The organism is Pseudomonas sp. NPDC088368, from assembly GCF_044753445.1.
In the GTDB taxonomy this organism is placed as follows: domain Bacteria; phylum Pseudomonadota; class Gammaproteobacteria; order Pseudomonadales; family Pseudomonadaceae; genus Aquipseudomonas; species Aquipseudomonas bambusae.
Genome location: NZ_JBIVNG010000009.1, coordinates 26,207 through 45,783, shown reverse-complemented (window position 1 = coordinate 45,783; position 19,577 = coordinate 26,207). Strand labels below are relative to the sequence as shown.

At 60.6% G+C, this 19,577-nt stretch carries 15 protein-coding genes; 3 read left to right on the top strand and 12 right to left on the bottom strand.

What is annotated here, in order from left to right; translation table 11 throughout:
• The first annotated feature begins 103 nt into the window (after positions 1-103).
• Positions 104-2,152 (top strand): ATP-binding protein, encoded by a 2,049-nt coding sequence (locus ACIQAL_RS20030; RefSeq protein WP_401148660.1) that lies wholly within the window; start codon positions 104-106, stop codon positions 2,150-2,152.
• Positions 2,153-2,156: 4 nt separating this feature from the next.
• Positions 2,157-2,735 (top strand): cob(I)yrinic acid a,c-diamide adenosyltransferase, encoded by a 579-nt coding sequence (locus ACIQAL_RS20025; RefSeq protein WP_401148658.1) that lies wholly within the window; start codon positions 2,157-2,159, stop codon positions 2,733-2,735.
• Positions 2,736-2,837: 102 nt separating this feature from the next.
• Here ACIQAL_RS20025 and ACIQAL_RS20020 read toward each other — a convergent pair whose 3' ends face one another.
• From ACIQAL_RS20020 to secA, 3 genes are all read right to left on the bottom strand, one after another.
• On the bottom strand, positions 2,838-3,788 hold the full coding sequence (locus tag ACIQAL_RS20020; RefSeq protein ID WP_401148656.1) for a Nudix family hydrolase: 951 nt from the start codon (positions 3,786-3,788) through the stop codon (positions 2,838-2,840).
• Between the two features lie 213 nt (positions 3,789-4,001).
• Positions 4,002-5,219 (bottom strand): bifunctional glutamate N-acetyltransferase/amino-acid acetyltransferase ArgJ, encoded by a 1,218-nt coding sequence (gene argJ, locus ACIQAL_RS20015; protein ID WP_401148654.1) that lies wholly within the window; start codon positions 5,217-5,219, stop codon positions 4,002-4,004.
• Between the two features lie 277 nt (positions 5,220-5,496).
• A complete protein-coding gene (gene secA, locus ACIQAL_RS20010) occupies positions 5,497-8,247 on the bottom strand; it encodes a preprotein translocase subunit SecA (protein ID WP_401148651.1) in 2,751 nt (916 codons plus the stop codon).
• A gap of 318 nt (positions 8,248-8,565) precedes the next feature.
• Here secA and ACIQAL_RS20005 point away from each other — a divergent pair, with 318 nt between their 5' ends.
• Positions 8,566-9,027, top strand: a complete 462-nt coding sequence (locus ACIQAL_RS20005) for a DUF721 domain-containing protein (protein WP_166596488.1) — start codon at positions 8,566-8,568, stop codon at positions 9,025-9,027.
• A gap of 90 nt (positions 9,028-9,117) precedes the next feature.
• Here the strand turns inward: ACIQAL_RS20005 and lpxC are convergent, their stop codons facing one another.
• The 9 genes from lpxC to murD all read right to left on the bottom strand — a co-directional run bounded on the left by lpxC (position 9,118) and on the right by murD (position 19,573).
• Complete coding sequence (gene lpxC / locus ACIQAL_RS20000; protein WP_166596487.1) at positions 9,118-10,029, bottom strand: UDP-3-O-acyl-N-acetylglucosamine deacetylase; 912 nt, start codon at positions 10,027-10,029, stop codon at positions 9,118-9,120.
• Between the two features lie 112 nt (positions 10,030-10,141).
• A complete protein-coding gene (gene ftsZ, locus ACIQAL_RS19995; protein WP_062384185.1) occupies positions 10,142-11,332 on the bottom strand; it encodes a cell division protein FtsZ in 1,191 nt (396 codons plus the stop codon).
• A 63-nt stretch (positions 11,333-11,395) separates the two neighbouring features.
• Positions 11,396-12,655 carry a cell division protein FtsA gene (gene ftsA / locus ACIQAL_RS19990; protein WP_166596486.1) on the bottom strand — a complete coding sequence of 420 codons (1,260 nt, stop codon included), beginning with the start codon at positions 12,653-12,655 and terminating at the stop codon, positions 11,396-11,398.
• A 15-nt stretch (positions 12,656-12,670) separates the two neighbouring features.
• Positions 12,671-13,540, bottom strand: a complete 870-nt coding sequence (locus tag ACIQAL_RS19985; RefSeq protein ID WP_166596485.1) for a cell division protein FtsQ/DivIB — start codon at positions 13,538-13,540, stop codon at positions 12,671-12,673.
• A 3-nt stretch (positions 13,541-13,543) separates the two neighbouring features.
• Entirely contained in the window at positions 13,544-14,503 is a 960-nt protein-coding gene (locus ACIQAL_RS19980; protein WP_401148646.1) for a D-alanine--D-alanine ligase, read from the bottom strand.
• The gene (gene murC / locus ACIQAL_RS19975) at positions 14,500-15,960 is read right to left on the bottom strand and encodes a UDP-N-acetylmuramate--L-alanine ligase (RefSeq protein WP_401148643.1); all 1,461 of its coding nucleotides are present in this window, start codon (positions 15,958-15,960) and stop codon (positions 14,500-14,502) included. The genes ACIQAL_RS19980 and murC overlap by 4 nt, the downstream gene beginning before the upstream one ends.
• Positions 15,953-17,026, bottom strand: a complete 1,074-nt coding sequence (gene murG / locus ACIQAL_RS19970) for an undecaprenyldiphospho-muramoylpentapeptide beta-N-acetylglucosaminyltransferase (RefSeq protein ID WP_341962320.1) — start codon at positions 17,024-17,026, stop codon at positions 15,953-15,955. Before murG ends, murC begins: the two co-directional genes overlap by 8 nt.
• Positions 17,013-18,230, bottom strand: coding sequence for a putative lipid II flippase FtsW (ftsW, locus tag ACIQAL_RS19965; RefSeq protein ID WP_166596481.1), 1,218 nt, complete (start codon positions 18,228-18,230; stop codon positions 17,013-17,015). Before ftsW ends, murG begins: the two co-directional genes overlap by 14 nt.
• Positions 18,227-19,573, bottom strand: coding sequence for a UDP-N-acetylmuramoyl-L-alanine--D-glutamate ligase (gene murD / locus ACIQAL_RS19960; protein WP_401148639.1), 1,347 nt, complete (start codon positions 19,571-19,573; stop codon positions 18,227-18,229). Before murD ends, ftsW begins: the two co-directional genes overlap by 4 nt.
• Positions 19,574-19,577 lie beyond the last annotated feature (4 nt).

The following is a 19,577-nucleotide window of genomic DNA, read 5'->3' as shown; positions in this document are numbered from 1 at the left end:
TGAATTCGCTCCCACAGGTTCGTCCATAGTTTGCGCTGCGGGTTTGCTCCTGCCCTGAACAGCGCTAACCTGCCTGTTCCTCATCTGTCAGTGACCCTGCCCCATGCCATTGCGCCAGCGCCTCGAAAACCTGCCGGTCGGCCAGAAGCTCCTGGCGGCCCTGCTGGTCTTGCTGACCACCGTTCTGCTGGTCGCCAACCTGACGTTCATCAGCGCGGCCTATTACATCTCTCAAGAGGCGATGGCACCCCAGGCCCTTCAGACGATTGGTCGATTGATCAGCAACCCCAGCCTGTCGGAACAGGCGCTCTCCTCCCCCTACAACGCCCAGGCGTTGCTCAAGGAACTGAAAAACTACGGCCCGTTGCGCGCTGCAGCGGTGTACGACAGCTCGGGCACCCGCCTCTCGCAAGTGCAACAAGGCGACAAACTGCGACTGCCTGACCACTACCGCAACCTCGAAAGCTGGCGCATCACCGAGTTTCGCAACACCCAGGTGATCCCGATCCCCAAACAGGGCCAGTCGCCGGGTCATTTGCTGCTGGTGGCGAGCAGCGAGCTGCCGACCGCGTTCTACACCGGCACGCTGACGGCCAGCCTGGGCATTCTGATTTTCAGTATTTTGCTGTGGGCGGGCGTGGCGCGGCAGATTCGCCGTTTCATCACCGAACCGATCTATCAACTCGAAGAGCTCTCGCGTCGGGTCACCCGCGAAGAGAACTACGCCTTGCGCGCCGGGCCCGGCAATCAGGATGAAATTGGCTCGCTGGCTGAAGCGTTCAACACCATGTTGTCGCGCATGGAGGCTCGGGAACAGCAGCTCAAGCGCGCCCGCGATGACTCCCAGGAAGCCTACGATCAGGCGCAAGGGCTGGCTGAAGAAACCCGCCACACCAACCGCAAGCTGGAACTGGAAGTCCAGGTTCGCAGCAAGATCGAGAAAAAACTCACCGGCTTTCAGAATTATCTGAACAGCATCATCGACTCCATGCCGTCAGCGCTCATCGCCCTGGACGAACAGCTCTACGTCACGCAGTGGAATCAGGAAGCGGGCGCCCTCTCCGGCACGCCATTGGACGAAGCCCTTAACCAGCCGATCTTTCTGGCGTTTCCGCCGATGAAGGCGTTTTTGCCGCAGATCAAGCAGACGGTCGAGCGCCACACCGTGACCAAGATCGAGCGCGTCACGTGGGTCAAAGGCGACCTTACCCGGCACTTCGCGCTGACGTTCTACCCGCTGACCGGGGGCGCCGGGCGCGGCGCGGTGATCCGGATCGATGACATCACCCAGCGTCTGTCCCTGGAAGACATGATGGTGCAGTCCGAGAAAATGCTCTCGGTGGGCGGTCTGGCCGCAGGCATGGCCCATGAAATCAACAACCCCCTCGGCGCGATCATGCACAACGTGCAGAACATTCGTCGGCGCCTCTCCCCCGAGCTGCCGAAGAATCTGCAACAGGCCGAGCAGGAAGGCATCGAACTGGCGACGGTGAATCAGTACCTCAGCGCGCGGGAAGTGCCGCAGTTGCTGGACGGAATTCAGCAGGCCGGGGCCCGGGCGGCCAAGATCGTCAGCCACATGCTGAGCTTCAGCCGTCGCAGCAATAGGCAAATGGCGCCGTGCGACCTGCCTGCGCTGATCGATCAGGCCGTGGAGATCGCCAGCAACGACTTCGACCTGACCATCGGTTTCGACTTCAAGGGCCAGAACATTCTGCGTCAGTTCGACCCCAACCTCGGCCCCGTTCCGGGCACTGCCAACGAGCTCGAGCAGGTGCTGCTCAATCTGTTGAAAAACGCCGCGCAGGCTATCCATCAACGTGAACACGAAACTGAGCCCGGCCGCATCATTTTGCGCACCCGTCTGAACCCGCCATGGGCGGAGATTCAGGTGGAAGACAATGGCGTCGGCATGCCGGAGAGCGTGCGCAAGCGCATCTTCGAGCCGTTCTTCACCACGAAGGAAGTCGGCCAGGGCACAGGGCTGGGCCTCTCGGTGTCGTACTTCATCATCACCAACAATCACAAGGGCCAGATGGAGGTGCACTCCACGCTCGGCCAAGGCACCTGTTTCACGCTGCGCCTGCCGCTGGTGGGCAACCCGATGAACGTGCCCGCCCCACAGATCATTGGTCAGAACGACCGGGAGTAAGACCATGGGATTTCGCTTGTCGAAGATTTACACACGCACCGGCGACAAGGGCGAAACCGGCCTGGGCGACGGCCGTCGGGTGCCAAAGGATCACCCGCGCGTTGAAGCCATTGGCGAGGTCGACACGCTGAACAGCCAACTCGGCCTGTTGCTGGCGAGCCTCGAGGGAGTGGTCTCTACGGTACCTGAGATGCAGGGCATCATCGACGTATTGGCCCCGTGTCAGCACCGTTTATTTGACCTTGGGGGCGAGCTGGCAATGCCGGAATACCAGGCGTTGAATGCGGCGGAGGTCGAGCGACTGGAAACAGCGATCGATCAGTGGAACGAGGAAGTGGGGCCGTTGGAGAATTTCATTCTGCCGGGTGGGTCCGCGCTGATCGCTCAGGCCCATGTGTGCAGAAGCCTGGCCCGCAGTGCCGAGCGTCGATGCCAGCACTTGAACGCTGTCGAATCACTGGCCGGGGTGGGGTTGGCGTACATCAATCGGTTATCGGATTTGCTGTTCGTCGCGGCGCGGATCATTGCGAAACGTCAGGGGGTGGCGGAGATTTTGTGGCAGCCTGCCAAAAAGCCAGAATAAGAAACTTTCGCCGAGATGAACGCGATCCTCTGTAGGAGCCGGCTTGCTGGCTCCTACAGGTGGTGCGACAGGCAGGCATTTTCAGGCAGGCCGAAAACTCGCTCACTCAAACCCCTTCGGCCAGAATGCCCGAATCCCCGCCACGCCCTGCGCGCCGCGTTCCCACGCCTGTTGACGCTCCGCCGGACCGACACCACCCAGCAGATAAACCGGTTTGCTGAACCCCTCGATCAAGGCCCGGGCCTGTTCCCAACCCAAAGGCTGGGCGTCGGGGTGGGTTTGCGTGGGCTGAACGGGCGACAGGGTGACGAAATCCACGCCCATCTGTTCGGCCAGGGACAGCTCTTCAGCGTTGTGGCACGACGCCGCCAGCCATCGCTCTTCCGGGAACGGACGGCCCTTGCTGGCGTATTTGCGCAGTTGTTCGCTGGTCAGGTGCCAACCTGCGGCGGGAAAGTCGCCCAGCCACTCCAGCGGGCCTTTGAGCATCAATTGCGCCTTGCCCGCGCACAGTCCGACAGCATCCACCGCGACATCGCGGTATTTGGGGTCATAACCGTTCGGGGCGCGCAGTTGAATCAGCTTGATGCCGTCTGCAATCGCCTTTTGCATGCCTTTCAGCAGTTGAGGCGTTTCCAGTGCGTCCGGCGTGATCAGGTATTCGCCTGGCAACCGGGCGGCAGCGACGATTGGCTGGTTCGCCGCAGGGAATTCGTAGCTGGCCAGCTCCCGGTTGGACACCCAGGCCAATGGCTGACCCTCGGCGCCGTGGGGCTCGCCGGTAAAAGACGAGACTTCCCAAACGTCCAGCAACACCTGTTTGTCCGGGTAGTCATGTTTGATCTTGATCAGTGGCCGCGCTTTGGCGACCACGATGCCCAGCTCTTCTTTCAACTCACGAGACAAAGCCGCTTCGACGGTTTCGTCAGGCTCGACCTTGCCACCGGGAAACTCCCACAAGCCGCCCTGGTGCTGCTTGTCAGCGCGCCGGGCAATGAGAGTCTTGCCGTCGGTGCCGCGAATGACCGCGGCGGCTACATGGATGCGTTTCACGTTAAAGCTTCCTCTAAAACCTGACGGTGCGGACGTGAGCCGGGCAGTTCTGCCAAATACGCACACGAATCACTGTGGGAGCGAATTCATTCGCGAAACGCTTTAACAACCGATACATCTCTGGCGCCTGACACATTATTCGCGAATGAATTCGCTCCCACAGGTGAGAACAGCGTCGTGCAGAAACCACTGCGTACGACGCGACTCACTCAATCAGGTGCGGTATTCCGCATTGATTTTCACGTACTCGTGGGACAGGTCGGTGGTCCAGATGGTTTCGCTGCAATCACCACGGCCCAGCTCGATGCGGATGGTGATTTCCTCCTCAGCCATCACCGCCGAGCCTTGCTCTTCGGTGTAGGTCGTGGCACGAGCGCCCTGGCTGGCGATGCACACGCCGCTGAGAAACACGTCGATCTTGCTCACGTCCAGATTCGGCACGCCCGCACGGCCCACGGCGGCCAGGATGCGGCCCCAGTTCGGGTCGGAAGCGAACAACGCGGTCTTGATCAGCGGCGAGTGGGCGACGGTGTAGCCGACGTCCAGGCACTCTTGATGGTTGCCGCCGCCGTTGACTTCCACAGTCACGAACTTGGTCGCGCCTTCGCCATCACGCACGATCGCCTGAGCGACGTCCATGCAGACTTCGAACACAGCCTTCTTCAGGGCTTCGAACAGCGGACCTTTGGCTTCGGTGACTTCGGGCAGGTTGGCCTGACCGGTGGCGATCAGCATGCAGCAGTCGTTGGTCGAGGTGTCGCCATCGATGGTGATGCGGTTGAACGACTTGTTCGCGCCGTCACGGACCAGGTCCTGCAGCACGCTTTGCGACACTTTGGCGTCGGTAGCGATGTAGCCCAGCATGGTCGCCATATTCGGACGAATCATGCCCGCGCCCTTGCTGATGCCGGTCACGGTGACGGTCACGCCGTCGATCTGGAACTGGCGGCTGGCGCCTTTTGGCAGGGTGTCGGTGGTCATGATGCCGGTGGCCGCAGCCGCCCAGTTATCCACAGACAGGTCATCCAGCGCGGCTTGCAGCGCGCCTTCGATCTTTTCCACTGGCAGCGGCTCGCCGATCACGCCGGTCGAAAACGGCAGCACGGCACTGGCATCGACGCCAGTGATCTCGGCCAGTTTGGCGGTGGTGCGCTCGGCAGCGCGCAGGCCCGGCTCACCGGTGCCCGCGTTGGCGTTGCCGGTGTTGGTCAGCAGGTAGCGCACGGCGCCGCCCACACGTTGCTTGGACAGGATCACCGGCGCGGCGCAAAACGCGTTCAGTGTGAAGACGCCTGCGACGCTGGAGCCTTCGGCGCAGCGCATGACGACAATGTCTTTGCGCCCAGGGCGCTTGATACCGGCAGAGGAGATACCGAGTTCAAAACCGGGAACCGGGTGCAACGTCGGCAGAGGACCAAGACCAACAGCCATGAAATGCGCTCCTTGAAAAGTAGTCATGCCGCCCCCGGCGTTCCCGGTGCGGCGCAATCGATTGAAAAACGCCGCGACGGCTGGGCCGGTCGCGGCGTGGTATTGCGTCAAAGCCTAATTTCCAGGCGCTGTGAAAACGTAGCGAGCGCAGGCAAGACAAGGAAAAAACAGGCGAGGACCGGCCGGGGTCGCGCTCGACTTTACTGCTTCTCAGCAAGCAGTCCGAGCCTGTTTTTGACGCAGTATTGTCAAGCGCAGTAGTTTTCACAGTGCCTGGTTAGTTGATCTGGCCGTGGCAATGCTTGAACTTCTTGCCCGAACCGCACCAGCACAGCTCGTTGCGACCCAGTTTCTGGTCATTGCGAACCGGCGACAGCGCGGCAGCGGCGACAGCGACGTCGTCACCCTCTTCGCCCACCAGTGCGATTGGCTGATCCAGCCCCGGTGCTTCGGCGTGCTGGAATTGCATGCGCTGCGCCAGTTCTTCGGCTTCGCGACGCAGGCGCGCCTCTTCCTCCGCCGGGTCTTCGCGGCGAACCTGGACGTGAGACAGCACACGAATGGTGTCGCGCTTGATCGAATCCAGCAGTTCCTGGAACAGGGTGAAGGACTCGCGCTTGTATTCCTGCTTCGGGTTCTTCTGAGCGTAGCCGCGCAGGTGGATACCGTGACGCAGGTGATCCATAGTCGACAGGTGGTCTTTCCACAGGTCGTCCAGCACGCGCAGCAGAATCTGCTTCTCGAAGGTGCGCAGGGCTTCGGCACTGGCCTGGTCTTCCTTCTCGTTGTAAGCCGACATGATGGCTTCCAGCAGTTTCGGACGCAGGTTTTCTTCGTGGAGGTGATCGTCTTCATCCAGCCACTGCTGAATCGGCAGCTTCACACCGAAATCGCTGTTCAGCGCGGCTTCCAGACCGGCGACGTCCCACTGCTCTGGCAGGGATTGCGGCGGAATGTGTGCGCTGATGGTGGCGTCGAGGACTTCTTCGCGGAACTCGGCAATGGTGTCACCAATGTTCACCGCAGCCAGCAGGCTGTTGCGCATGTGGTAGATCACTTTACGCTGTTCGTTGGAGACGTCATCGAACTCCAGCAATTGCTTACGAATGTCGAAGTTGCGGCCTTCGACCTTGCGTTGGGCCTTCTCGATGGCGTTGGTCACCATGCGGTGCTCGATCGCCTCACCGGACTGCATGCCCAGCGCTTTCATGAAGTTCTTCACCCGGTCAGAGGCGAAGATGCGCATCAGGCTGTCTTCCAGCGACAGGTAGAAACGACTCGAACCGGTGTCGCCCTGACGACCGGCGCGACCGCGCAGCTGGTTGTCGATACGACGGGATTCATGACGCTCGGACGCGATCACGTGCAGACCGCCCGCTTGAATCACTTGCTGATGGCGCTTCTGCCAGTCGGCCTTGATCTGCGCGACTTGCTCAGCGGTCGGGTCTTCCAGGCTGGCGACTTCAACTTCCCAGTTACCGCCCAACAGGATGTCGGTACCACGACCGGCCATGTTGGTGGCGATGGTCAGGGCACCCGGACGACCGGCCTGCGCGATGATTTCTGCTTCTTTTTCGTGGAACTTGGCGTTCAAAACCTTGTGATCGATGCCTTCTTTCTTGAGCAGGTTGGACATGTGCTCAGAAGTTTCGATGGTCGCTGTACCTACCAGCACCGGACGCTGTTCGGCCAGACAGGCCTTGATGTCGGTGATGATCGCCTGGTATTTCTCCTCGGCGGTCAGGTACACCAGGTCGTTGAAGTCTTTACGCGCCAAGGGTTTGTTTGGCGGAATGACCATCACGGCCAAGGCGTAGATCTGGTGAAATTCGAACGCTTCGGTGTCGGCTGTACCGGTCATGCCGGACAGTTTGTTGTACAGACGGAAGTAGTTCTGGAACGTGGTCGAGGCCAGGGTCTGGCTTTCGGCCTGAATGTTCAGGTGTTCTTTGGCTTCGATGGCCTGGTGCAGACCTTCCGACAGACGACGACCCGGCATGGTACGACCGGTGTGTTCGTCGACCAGCAGAATGCCGCCGTCCTGAACGATGTATTCGACGTTGCGATGGAACAGTTTGTGCGCACGCAGACCGGCGTACACGTGGGTCAGCAGGCCCAGGTTATGCGCCGAATACAGGCTCTCGCCTTCGGCCAGCAAACCGACTTCGGTGAGCATTTCTTCGATGAACTGGTGACCGGACTCGTTCAACTCCACCTGACGGGATTTCTCGTCGATGGTGTAGTGGCCCTGCTTTGTCACCACGCCTTCCACTTCCTCGATGTGTTGTTCGAGTTTAGGGATCAGCTTGTTGATTTCGGTGTAGAGCTTGGAGCTGTCTTCGGCCTGGCCGGAGATGATCAGCGGGGTACGGGCTTCGTCGATGAGGATCGAGTCCACTTCGTCGATCACGGCGAAATTCAGCTCGCGCTGGAATTTGTCTTCCAGGCTGAACGCCATGTTGTCGCGCAGGTAGTCGAAGCCGAATTCGTTGTTGGTGCCGTAGGTGATATCGGAACCATACGCAGCACGCTTTTCTTCAGGCGGCTGAAAAGGCGTCACGACACCTACGGTCAGACCGAGGAATTCGTACAACGGACGCATCCAGTTGGCGTCCCGACGGGCCAGGTAGTCGTTGACGGTGACAACGTGCACGCCCTTGCTGGACAGCGCATTGAGGTACACCGCCAGTGTCGCCACCAGGGTTTTACCTTCACCGGTACGCATCTCGGCGATCATGCCTTCGTGCAGCGTCATGCCGCCGAGCAATTGAACGTCGAAATGACGCATCCCCATGACGCGTTTACCGGCTTCGCGGCAGACCGCAAAGGCTTCAGGCAGGAGCTTATCGAGGGTCTCACCTTTGGCGAAGCGGGCCTTGAATTCTTCGGTCTTGGCGCGCAGTTGCTCGTCCGAAAGGGCCACCATTTGCTCTTCGAAGCTGTTAACGGACTGGACCGTCTTGAGCAGGCGCTTCACTTCGCGCTCGTTTTTGCTTCCGAAAAGTTTTTTTAACAAAGGTGCAAACATATCGACAGGATCTTCCACACATAGGGATGGAGGGCGGCCCCGTGAGTCGCCCGTGCAGCCCTCATGGCCGCATGCGAACGAGCATTCTACCCGGAAATGGTGGTGAGGAAAGTGGCGTTATTCCACGATGCTGGCACAGCAATGTTACGGGGCAGAAGTACAATAGGGGCATTTCTTCGGACTTCAACCCGTGCGGGACAGAAGTTTGATTAATGTTTCTTCACGAATCGGCCGGCAGAACAAGGGTGGGATCGGCACTTACAGGGCCAGCGACTGCTTTCTGATAACATCACGGACTTGTAACCACAGGCGACTTTCATGGCCTTTCGTCCCTTGCAGGCTCGCGCTCCGGCTGTGCTTTTGCGCGAAGCCAGACCGCTCAAAGCCATTTTTAATCATGCCCAGCGATTGGCCCATTTGCAGCGTCTGCTGGAAAGCCAGTTGCAACCCGCTGCGCGCGAGCATTGCCATGTGGCGTCATGGCGAGAAGGGACATTGCTGCTGGTCGTCACGGACGGTCACTGGGCGACGCGGTTGCGGTATCAACAGAAGCGGCTGCAACGGCAATTGGTTGTCTTCAAGGAATTCGCCAACCTCACGCGATTGCAGTTGAAAGTGCAGCCCGCGACGATCCATCGGGCACCGGTCGGGCCTTCACGGGATTTGTCGGTGGCCGCCGCCGATGCGATCAATGAGACGGCTGAAGGGATCAGTGACCCGAAACTCAAAGCGGCGCTCGAACGATTGGCGGCGCATGCCCGGCCTAAAGATTCGGTTTGATCGCCCCGGACCTGACGGTCCCCAAAAAGCCATAAAAAAAGGCCACCTGATCAGGTGGCCTTAAATATTGAAACTGAGAAAAAGAGACTGTTACACCGCCGCTACAGGGCGCATGTACGAGATCGGTGCGGTACTGGCATCAGCAAAGGTCACCACTTCCCAAGCATCTTCCTGTGCGATCAACGCACGCAGCAGACGATTGTTCAGACCGTGGCCAGATTTGAAGCCCTGGTACTCGCCGATCAAACTGTTGCCCAGCAGATACAGGTCACCGATGGCATCCAGAATCTTGTGTTTAACGAATTCGTCCTCATACCGCAGGCCGTCTTCGTTCAACACGCCGTCCTTGTCCACGACGATCGCGTTTTCAACGCTGCCGCCCAGTGCAAGGTTGTGTTTGCGCAAGTACTCGATGTCTTTCATGAAACCGAAGGTACGCGCACGGCTCACTTCTTTTACGAACGAAGTGCTGGAAAAGTCGACGCTCGCCGTCTGTGTCCGGTTCTTCAGGTACGGGTGATCGAAATCGATTTCGAAGCTCACCTTGAAACCTTCGAAAGGCACGAACTTGGCGTATTTGCCGTCTTCCTCTACGCAGACTTCTTTCAGAATGCGTATGAATTTCTTCGGTGCGTCCTGTTCTTCCAAGCCAGCTGACTGGATCAGGAATACGAAGGGACCTGCGCTGCCGTCCATGATTGGAACTTCGGAGGCAGAGAGTTCAACGTAGGCGTTATCGATGCCGAGGCCGGCCATGGCCGACAGCAAGTGCTCAACCGTATCGACCTTCACGTCGCCATTGAACAGCGTTGTGGAAAGCGTGGTGTCGCCCACATTCAGCGCGTGTGCGTTGATCTGGACAACCGGCTCGAGGTCGGTACGGAAAAACACAATGCCAGCGTTCACAGGTGCAGGTTTGAGGGTCAGGTAAACCTTTTCCCCCGAGTGCAGGCCGATACCTGTGGCACGGATAATATTCTTCAGGGTGCGTTGTTTAATCATGGCATTGGCCGCTTCAGCGCATATCGCGAATTAGTATCAACAAAGGCTGGCGATGATAGCAGACCTCGCCTTTGCTGAACACCAATCACCCTTATACCCCTGATAGAACTCATCAATCAGCCTGACGACGCAGGAACGCTGGAATATCCAGGTAATCCAGATCGTCTTGCGGATTCATTTTTGCCGCAGCAGTGGCGCCTGCGTGAGCCTGATTGCGCATCACGGTAGGACGGTCCAGATCGCGGTAATTCACCGAAGGCTGCTCCTGGCGGACGGCTTGTTGCTGCACAGGTGCGGCTTGAGCGGTCTGCATGGTGTTGTCGATGACCTTCACAGGCTTCTCGATTTTTGCACCCAGGCCAGTGGCAACCACGGTCACGTGCAGCTCGTCGCGCATGTCCGGATCGATAACGGTACCGACCTTGACCATGGCGTGCTCGGAGGCGAACGCTTCGATGATGCTACCCACGTCGGAGTACTCACCCAGAGACAGGTCAGGACCGGCGGTGATGTTGACCAGAATGCCGCGGGCACCCTGCAGGTTCACGTCTTCGAGCAGCGGGTTGCGGATTGCGGCTTCGGTGGCTTCACGCGCACGGTTCGGACCGCTGGCAGCGCCAGTGCCCATCATCGCCATGCCCATTTCGGACATCACGGTGCGTACGTCGGCGAAGTCGACGTTGATCATGCCTGGGCGCTTGATGATGTCGGAGATACCGCGAACGGCACCGGCCAGTACATCGTCTGCCTTGGCGAAAGCCGACAAGAGGCTTGCGTCTTTACCCAGGATGGTCAGCAGCTTCTCGTTGGGAATGGTGATCAACGAGTCGACGCTTTCGGACAGCGCGCGGATGCCTTCATCGGCGATCTGCATGCGCTTGCGGCCTTCGAACGGGAACGGACGGGTCACGACCGCAACGGTCAGGATGCCCATTTCCTTGGCCACTTCGGCGATGATCGGGGCTGCACCGGTACCGGTACCGCCACCCATGCCGGTGGTGATGAAGACCATGTTGGTGCCCTGCAGAACTTCCGCAATGCGCTCACGATCTTCCAGTGCCGCCTGACGACCGACTTCAGGATTGGCACCTGCACCCAGGCCCTTGGTCACACCGGTACCCAGTTGCAGAATGGTACGTGCGCCAATGTTCTTCAGTGCTTGAGCATCGGTGTTGGCGCAGATGAACTCGACGCCTTCGATGTTGCTCTTGACCATGTGATTGACCGCGTTGCCGCCGCCGCCACCAACGCCGATAACTTTAATTACCGGGCTTTGTGGGATGTTGTCTACGAGCTCGAACATGTTCCCTCTCCTTCAGTTCTCTAGTTTTATGTCGCCTGTTGCCTGCCTACCACTTTTTGAATCTTAGAAATTCCCCTGGACCCAGCGCTTGAGACGCTCAAACACGGGTGCCTTAGGTTCATCGCTATAACTGCTACCGGAATTGGAAAGGCCTGACAGCGAGATCCCGTCGGACTGCTTTTGCAGTCCGTACAGCAGCAAGCCAACACCGGTGGAGTAAATCGGGTTGCGAACGACGTCCGCCAGACCCTTGATGCTGTGCGGCACGCCAAGGCGCACCGGCATGTGGAAGATTTCCTCGGCCAGTTCGACCGCGCCTTCCATTTTCGAGGTACCACCGGTCAGCACGATGCCGGCCGGAATCAGGTCTTCGTAGCCACTGCGGCGCAGTTCGGCCTGAATCAGGGTGAACAGCTCGTCGTAGCGAGGCTCGACGACTTCGGCCAACGCCTGACGGGACAGTTCGCGAGGTGGACGGTCGCCCACGCTCGGCACTTTGATGGTTTCACCGGCGCCGGCCAGTTTGGCCAAGGCGCAGGCGTAACGGATCTTGATCTCTTCGGCGTACTGCGTCGGGGTGCGCAGGGCCATGGCGATGTCGTTGGTGACTTGATCGCCCGCAATCGGGATCACAGCGGTGTGACGGATCGCGCCTTCGGTGAAGATCGCGATGTCGGTGGTGCCGCCACCGATGTCCACCAGGCAAACGCCCAGCTCTTTCTCGTCGTCGGTCAGCACCGAGTACGCCGAGGCCAACTGCTCAAGGATGATATCGTCGACTTCCAGGCCGCAGCGACGCACGCACTTCTCAATGTTCTGAGCGGCGTTCACGGCGCAGGTCACGACGTGCACTTTCGCTTCCAGACGTACGCCCGACATGCCCAGAGGCTCACGAACGCCTTCCTGGTTATCGATCACGTAATCCTGCGGCAGGGTGTGCAGGACGCGCTGGTCCGCCGGGATCGCCACCGCCTGAGCGGCATCGAGGACGCGCTCCAGGTCAGCCGAACTCACCTCGCGGTCGCGGATCGCCACGATACCGTGGGAATTCAGGCTGCGAATGTGGTTGCCCGCGACACCGACGAACGCCGAGTGAATGCGGCAGCCCGCCATCAGCTGCGCTTCTTCCACTGCGCGCTGAATCGACTGCACGGTCGACTCGATGTTCACCACCACGCCCTTCTTCAGGCCACGGGACGGGTGGGTGCCGATACCGACGATTTCCAGCGTGCCATCAGCCGCGACTTCGCCTACCAGCGCCACCACTTTGGAGGTGCCGATATCCAATCCGACGATCATTTTGCCGCTTTGCACGTTTGCCATGGGTCCTGCCTCTTATCAATTCTTCGCGACGGCGGGTTTGTCCGTCGTTGGCGCTGGCGCCTGCTCACGCCACCCAACGGCCAGGCCGTTGTTGTAACGCAGGTCTACTCGCGCAATGTTCGTGATCTGTTCTTTCAGCGTTTTTTCGTAGATGGCGATAAAGCGGCGCATCTTCTCAACCAGGTTGCCTCGTCCCAGCAGCAGTTCCAGGCCGGGACCTGCATTGCCTGCGCCGGTGGTAAGGAACCAACTGCCTCGTTCGCGCAATTCCAGGCGAGCGATGGAGAAGCCCAGCGGGCGCAACATCTGGCTCAGCACCTGGTACTGCTGCATCACCTGCTGTTGAGCCCGTTGAGGCCCGAACAACTGCGGAAGGTGTTCGTAGTTGGCCAGCTCACGCGGGGTGAACGCCTGACCCTGGTTGTTCAGCAGGGCCGAATCGCCCCAGCGCGCAACCGGCAATTGTTCTTCGAGGCGAATCACCACCTGATCCGGCCACACACGACGCACTTCGGCGTGGGCGATCCAGGGCATCTGTTCCAGCTCGGTTCGCATCCCGGCCAGGTCGATGTTGAAGAAACTGGTGGCCACGTAAGGCGCGATGCGCTGCTGAACGGCTTGCTGGCTGATGTAGCTCAGGTCGCCCTGAACGTTGATCCGCGAGATCGGCCGGTCGGCGTACGGCAATAGACGCTGCGCTGCTTCGTAAGTGCCGAAACCCAGCACCACCAGCAGGACGGGCCACATCAGGCCGCGCAGAAAACCGAAATTCGGCTTCGGCATGCGCGCCGACAGAGGCTCCTTGGCCACCATCCGGCTGGCACCGCGCGGCACCGGCTTGCGGCCAGGAGTGGATTGCTGATGACGTACCGTTGCGCCGAGCATGACTTACCCCCGCACCTGGACACTGTCGGCCAGAATCGCCAACACCAACTGTTTAAAATCGAGCCCTGCGGCATTCGCTGCCATCGGGACCAGGCTGTGGTCGGTCATGCCGGGCACGGTGTTGACTTCCAGCAGCCAGAACTGGCCATTGGCGTCCTGCATGACGTCGGTGCGTGCCCATCCGGCAACACCCACGGCTTCGCAGGCACGTGCGGTCAGCGCCTTGAGTTCCTGTTCTTGGGTTGCGTCGAGGCCACATGGAATCCGGTACTGGGTATCGGAAGCCAGGTACTTGGCGTCGTAATCGTAAAAAGTGTGGGGAGTGCCCAGGCCGATCGGGGGCAAGACTTGCCCACGCAGCGTCGCGACAGTGAACTCTGGACCTTGAATCCATTGTTCGACCAACACGTTTGAATCGTAGGTACTGGCGGCATTCCAGGCGGCGATCAATTCGTCGACGCGGGTCACCTTGGCCATACCGATACTGGAGCCTTCATGAGCGGGTTTGACGATCAAAGGAAAGCCCAGTTCCGTCGCCGCAGAAATACAGTCTGATTCGCTCGCCAGCACCGCGTGACGCGGGGTCGGCAGGCCTAGGCTCTGCCAGACCTGCTTGGTGCGCAACTTGTCCATCGCCAGTGCAGACGCCAGCACGCCGCTGCCGGTGTACGGGATCTCCAGGCACTCGAGCAGGCCCTGCATGGTGCCGTCTTCGCCGCCGCGACCGTGCAGCACGATGAACGCGCGGTCGATGGTCTCGCTGGCCAGTCTCTGAAGGAAATCGTCGCCCACATCGATCCCGAAGGCATCGACGCCCGCACTCAGCAGCGCTTCAAGCACTGCGTTGCCGGATTTGAGGGAAACCTCCCGCTCTGCACTCTTGCCGCCAAAAAGCACGGCAACGCGGCCGAAGCTTTTTGGCTCAAGGGTCGAGAGCAGGGAGACGGGCGCGGCGGCTGTCATTTCAGCTTACCTTCGGTTGAGGCCACGATGGCACCCGCAAACAGCGGGCTCTTGAGCAATTGCGGTGCGAGACCGCCGATGTCACCGGCGCCCTGGCACAGCAGGATGTCGCCCGCGCGCAGCAGCGGCTTGACCAGCGGGGCCAGCTCAACGCCCCGCTCGATGTAGATCGGGTCCAACTGACCACGCTGGCGAATGCTGTGGGCCAGTTGACGGCTGTCCGCGCCCGGAATCGGCTCTTCGCCCGCCGGGTAGACTTCCATCAACAGCAGGACGTTGGCGTCATTGAGCACCTGCACGAAATCGTCGTACAGATCGCGAGTACGGCTGTAACGGTGCGGCTGGTAAACCATGACCAGACGACGATCCGGCCAGCCACCGCGTACGGCATTGATGACAGCAGCGACTTCACGCGGGTGGTGACCATAGTCGTCCACCAGCATCACGTTGCCACCTTCCACCGGCAGTTCGCCGTAGACCTGGAAGCGACGGCCCACGCCCTGGAAGCCCGACAGGCCCTGAACGATGGCTTCGTCAGTGATGCCTTCGTCCGTCGCGATGGCGATGGTCGCCAGCGAGTTGAGGACGTTGTGGTTGCCCGGCATGTTCACCGACACCTCCAGCGGCTCGCGGTCGCGGCGCAGAACGGTGAAATGCGTGCGCATGCCTTCCTGACGCACGTTGATCGCGCGCACGTCGGCGTCTTCGTTGAAGCCATAGGTCATGACCGGGCGCTTCACCGCCGGCAAGATATCGCGCACGACCGGGTCATCGGTGCAGACCACGGCCAGACCGTAGAACGGCAGGTTGTGCAGGAACTCGACGAAGGTTTTCTTCAGTTTGTTGAAGTCGCCTTCGTAGGTCGCCATGTGGTCGGCGTCGATGTTGGTGACCACGGCCACCAGCGGCTGCAGGTGCAGGAAGCTGGCGTCGCTTTCGTCGGCTTCGGCGATCAGATAACGGCTGGTGCCGAGCTGGGCATTGGTGCCCGCAGCGTTCAGTCGGCCACCGATCACGAAAGTCGGGTCGAGACCACCGGCCGCGAACACCGAAGCGATCAGGCTGGTGGTGGTGGTTTTGCCGTGGGTGCCGGCGACCGCGATGCCATGGCGATAGCGCATCAGTTCGGCCAGCATCTCGGCACGTGGTACCACAGGGATACGACGCTCAAGGGCAGTCGCCACTTCCGGGTTAGAGGTGTTGACGGCACTGGACACCACCAGCACGTCTGCCGCTGCCGAGTTTTCAGCGCGGTGGCCAATAAAGATGTGCGCGCCGAACGATTCGAGGCGCTCGGTCACCGGGGAGGCCTTGAGGTCAGAACCAGAGACTTCGTAACCCAGGTTCAGCAACACCTCGGCGATCCCGCACATGCCCACACCGCCGATGCCGACGAAATGGATGCGACGGATGCGGCGCATTTCCGGTTGTGGCATGGCGCGTTGGTTCTCAACCATGGGCCACCTCCAGGCAGACATCGACGACGGTGTTGGTGGCATCCGGCTTGGCCAGTTGGCGAGCCGTGGTAGCCATGCGCTTCAATTGTTCGGGTTGCATCAAAACCTCTGTCAGGCGAGCGGCCATCTCGGCCGCGCCAGTTGTTCTTTGTGGCATCACGAAGGCAGCGCCTTCACGGGCCAGATAGTCGGCGTTACGCGACTGGTGGTCGTCGATCGCATGGGGCAGCGGCACCAGCAACGACGGCAGGCCAGCGGCCGCCAATTCACTGATGGTCAGCGCTCCCGCGCGGCAAACCACCAGATCCGCCCAGCCATAGGCTTGGGCCATGTCTTTGATGAACGGGGCGACCTGCGCCTCGACACCCGCTGCGCGATAACGCTCGGCGGTGATTTCATCGTGTTTCTTGCCCGCCTGATGGAACACTTCAGGCCGCAGTTCCGCTGGCACTTGAGCCAGCGCTTCTGGCAACAACTTGTTCAGTGGCTCGGCGCCGAGGCTTCCGCCCAGCACCAGCAACCGGGGTTTGCGTCCGGCCAGCGCTTGACGCGGTGTTTCGAAAAACAGCTCGGCACGCACCGGGTTGCCGGTGGTGCGACGCTTGGCCGAGGCTGCGAACGTCTGCGGGAACGCTTCACACACGCGAGCGGCGAACGAGGCCAGGCTGCGGTTGGCGGTTCCGGCCACGGCGTTTTGCTCGTGAATGATCAACGGCACACCCGCGAGTTTCGCGGCGAGGCCACCGGGGCCCGTCACGTAACCCCCAAAACCGACGACGCAAACGGGCTTCAACTCACGCACCACTTTGCGCGCCTGCAACAACGCCTTGATCAGCATGAACGGCGCCTTGAGCAACGACAGACGGCCCTTGCCCCGCAAACCGGTGACATTGATCAGGTGCAGTTGGAGACCGGCCGCAGGCACCAGTTCGTTTTCGATGCCGCGCGGCGTACCGAGCCAGTGCACGGTGTAGCCACGGGCCTGGAATTCGCGTGCGCAGGCCAGCGCCGGGAACACGTGCCCGCCGGTGCCGCCTGCCATGATCAAGACATTACCGACGGCCATGGTTTGGCTCCTCGGCGAAATCGCTCTCACTGAATTCGGCTTCTTCGCTGCCCATGTTATTGCGCGATTCCCACTCGATGCGCAGCAACAGGCCCAGACTCGCGCAGCAGATAATCAACGAGCTGCCGCCGTAACTGAGGAATGGCAAGGTCAGACCCTTGGTCGGCAGCAGGCCGACGTTCACGCCGATGTTGATCAGAAACTGACCAATCCACAGGAACGCCAGGCCGTAGGCGGTGTACGCGGCGAAGAACTGCTTGGCGCGCTCGGCCCACATGCCGATGTACATCGCACGAATACTCACGAACATGAACAGCGCCACGGTGGCCAGCGACCCCACGACGCCCAGCTCTTCGGCCAACACCGAGAACACGAAGTCGGTGTGCGCTTCCGGCAGGTAAAACTGCTTCTGCACGCTGTTGCCCAGACCAACGCCAAACCACTCGCCGCGACCGAAGGCGATGAGCGCCTGAGTCAGCTGGTAACCAGAGCCGAACTGATCCGACCACGGGTCGGTAAAGGTGATCAGACGCGCCATCCGATAAGGCTGCGCTTGCACCAGCACGAACACCGCGCCAACGGCCAACGCCACCATCAGACTGAAGCGGAACAGGCCGACGCCGCCGAGGAACAGCATCGCCGCTGCCGCCCCCATCATCACGACGGTGGCGCCGAAGTCAGGCTCCATCAGCAGCAGGCCCGCCATCGGCAGCAACACAATGAAAGGCTTGAAGAAGCCCATCCAGCTTTCGCGCACTTCTGTCTGACGACGAATCAGGTAACCGGCGAGGAAAATCACCACGAACACTTTGGCGATTTCCGACGGCTGCACGTTGAACATGCCGAAGCCGATCCAACGCATCGAGCCGTTCACCTCACGCCCGATGCCGGGCACGATCACCATGATCAGCAGGCCGAAGGCGCCGATCAGCATGAGCCAGCCAAGGCGTTGCCAAGTCGCGACCGGAATCATCATGGTGGCGACGCAGGCGCCGAGGCCCAGCACCAGATAAATCAGGTGACGGGTCATCATGTACAACGCGTTGCCCGACTGCACGGCGGCCACTTCCGACGACGCGGAAGTGATCATCACCAGGCCCAGGCCCAGCAGCGCAAGGCAGCCAGCGAGCATCGGGAAATCGACGTCCACGCCACGACCGCTGATGATCGGCGACGGGTAAGGCTTGATCACGCCAAAGATCATGACAAGTCCCTCACGGCCTGGGCGAACATCTGTCCGCGGACTTCAAAGTTCTTGAACATGTCAAAGCTTGCGCAGGCAGGGGCCAGCAGCACGGCGTCCCCTTCCTGAGCCCATTCGGCAGCACGTTGCACAGCTTCTTCCAAAGTTTTAATGCGTAGCAGAGGCACCGAGTCGCCCAGCGCGGAGGCGATCAGTTCAGCGTCGCGTCCAATCAGGACAACGGCGCGGCAATGGGCGGCCACCGGGGCTTTCAGTCCGGAGAAGTCCGCACCCTTGCCTTCGCCGCCTGCGATCAAGATCAGCTTGCCGGGAATGTCTTCGCCCAATCCTTCGATGGCGGCCAGAGCGGCGCCGACGTTGGTAGCTTTGGAATCGTCGTAATAGCTGACGCCCTGACGTTCACGCAGCCACTGACAACGGTGCACCAGGCCGCCGAAACTGCGCAGGGCCTGAAGCATTGGCTCGAATGGCAAACCGGCGGCATGGCCGAGGGCCAGGGCCGACAGCGCGTTCGCCTGATTGTGCGCACCACGGATTTTCAGCTCGCTGACCGGCATCAGGTTCTCGAACTGGAACGCCAGGTACTTTTCGCCGTTCTCTTCTCGCAGACCGAAGCCATTGATGTCAGGTCTGTTCAGACCAAAGGTCCAGCAGGACACCCCTTCGCCGATCAATGGTCGCGAGAGCGCGTCCTGACGGTTCACCACGACTTGCCGTGCGCCCCGGAAAATCCGGTGTTTGGCCAAGTGGTAGGCAGGCAGGCCGCTGTAACGGTCCATGTGGTCTTCGCTGACGTTCAGTACGGTGGCGACTTCGGCGCCGAGGTGATCGGTGGTTTCCAGCTGGAAACTCGACAGCTCAAGAACGTACAACTCGACGTCGTCGCTGAGCAGGTCCAGCGCGGGTGTGCCGAGGTTGCCGCCGACCGCCACACGCTTGCCTGCCGCCGCCGCCATTTCACCGACCAGCGTGGTCACGGTGCTTTTCGCGTTGGAGCCGCTGATGGCGACGATGGGGGCTTTCGCGTTACGCGCGAACAGTTCGATGTCACCGGACAGTTTCACGCCACGGGCTGCCGCCTGCTGCAAAGCAGGGGTCGCGAGCGCCAGCCCGGGGCTCACGTACAACTCGTCGGCGCGGCAGAGGAATTCCACATCCAGCTCGCCACAGCGCACTTCAACCTGCGGATAGTCGCGACGCAGGGTCGCCAGCTCCGGAGGATTCTCCCGCGTATCGGCGACGGCAAACGCCACGCCCCGGTTCGCCAGGAAGCGAACCAGGGACATGCCGCTCTTGCCGAGACCGACAACAATGCGGAAGTGAGAAGAAGCGATCAGTGACACTCTG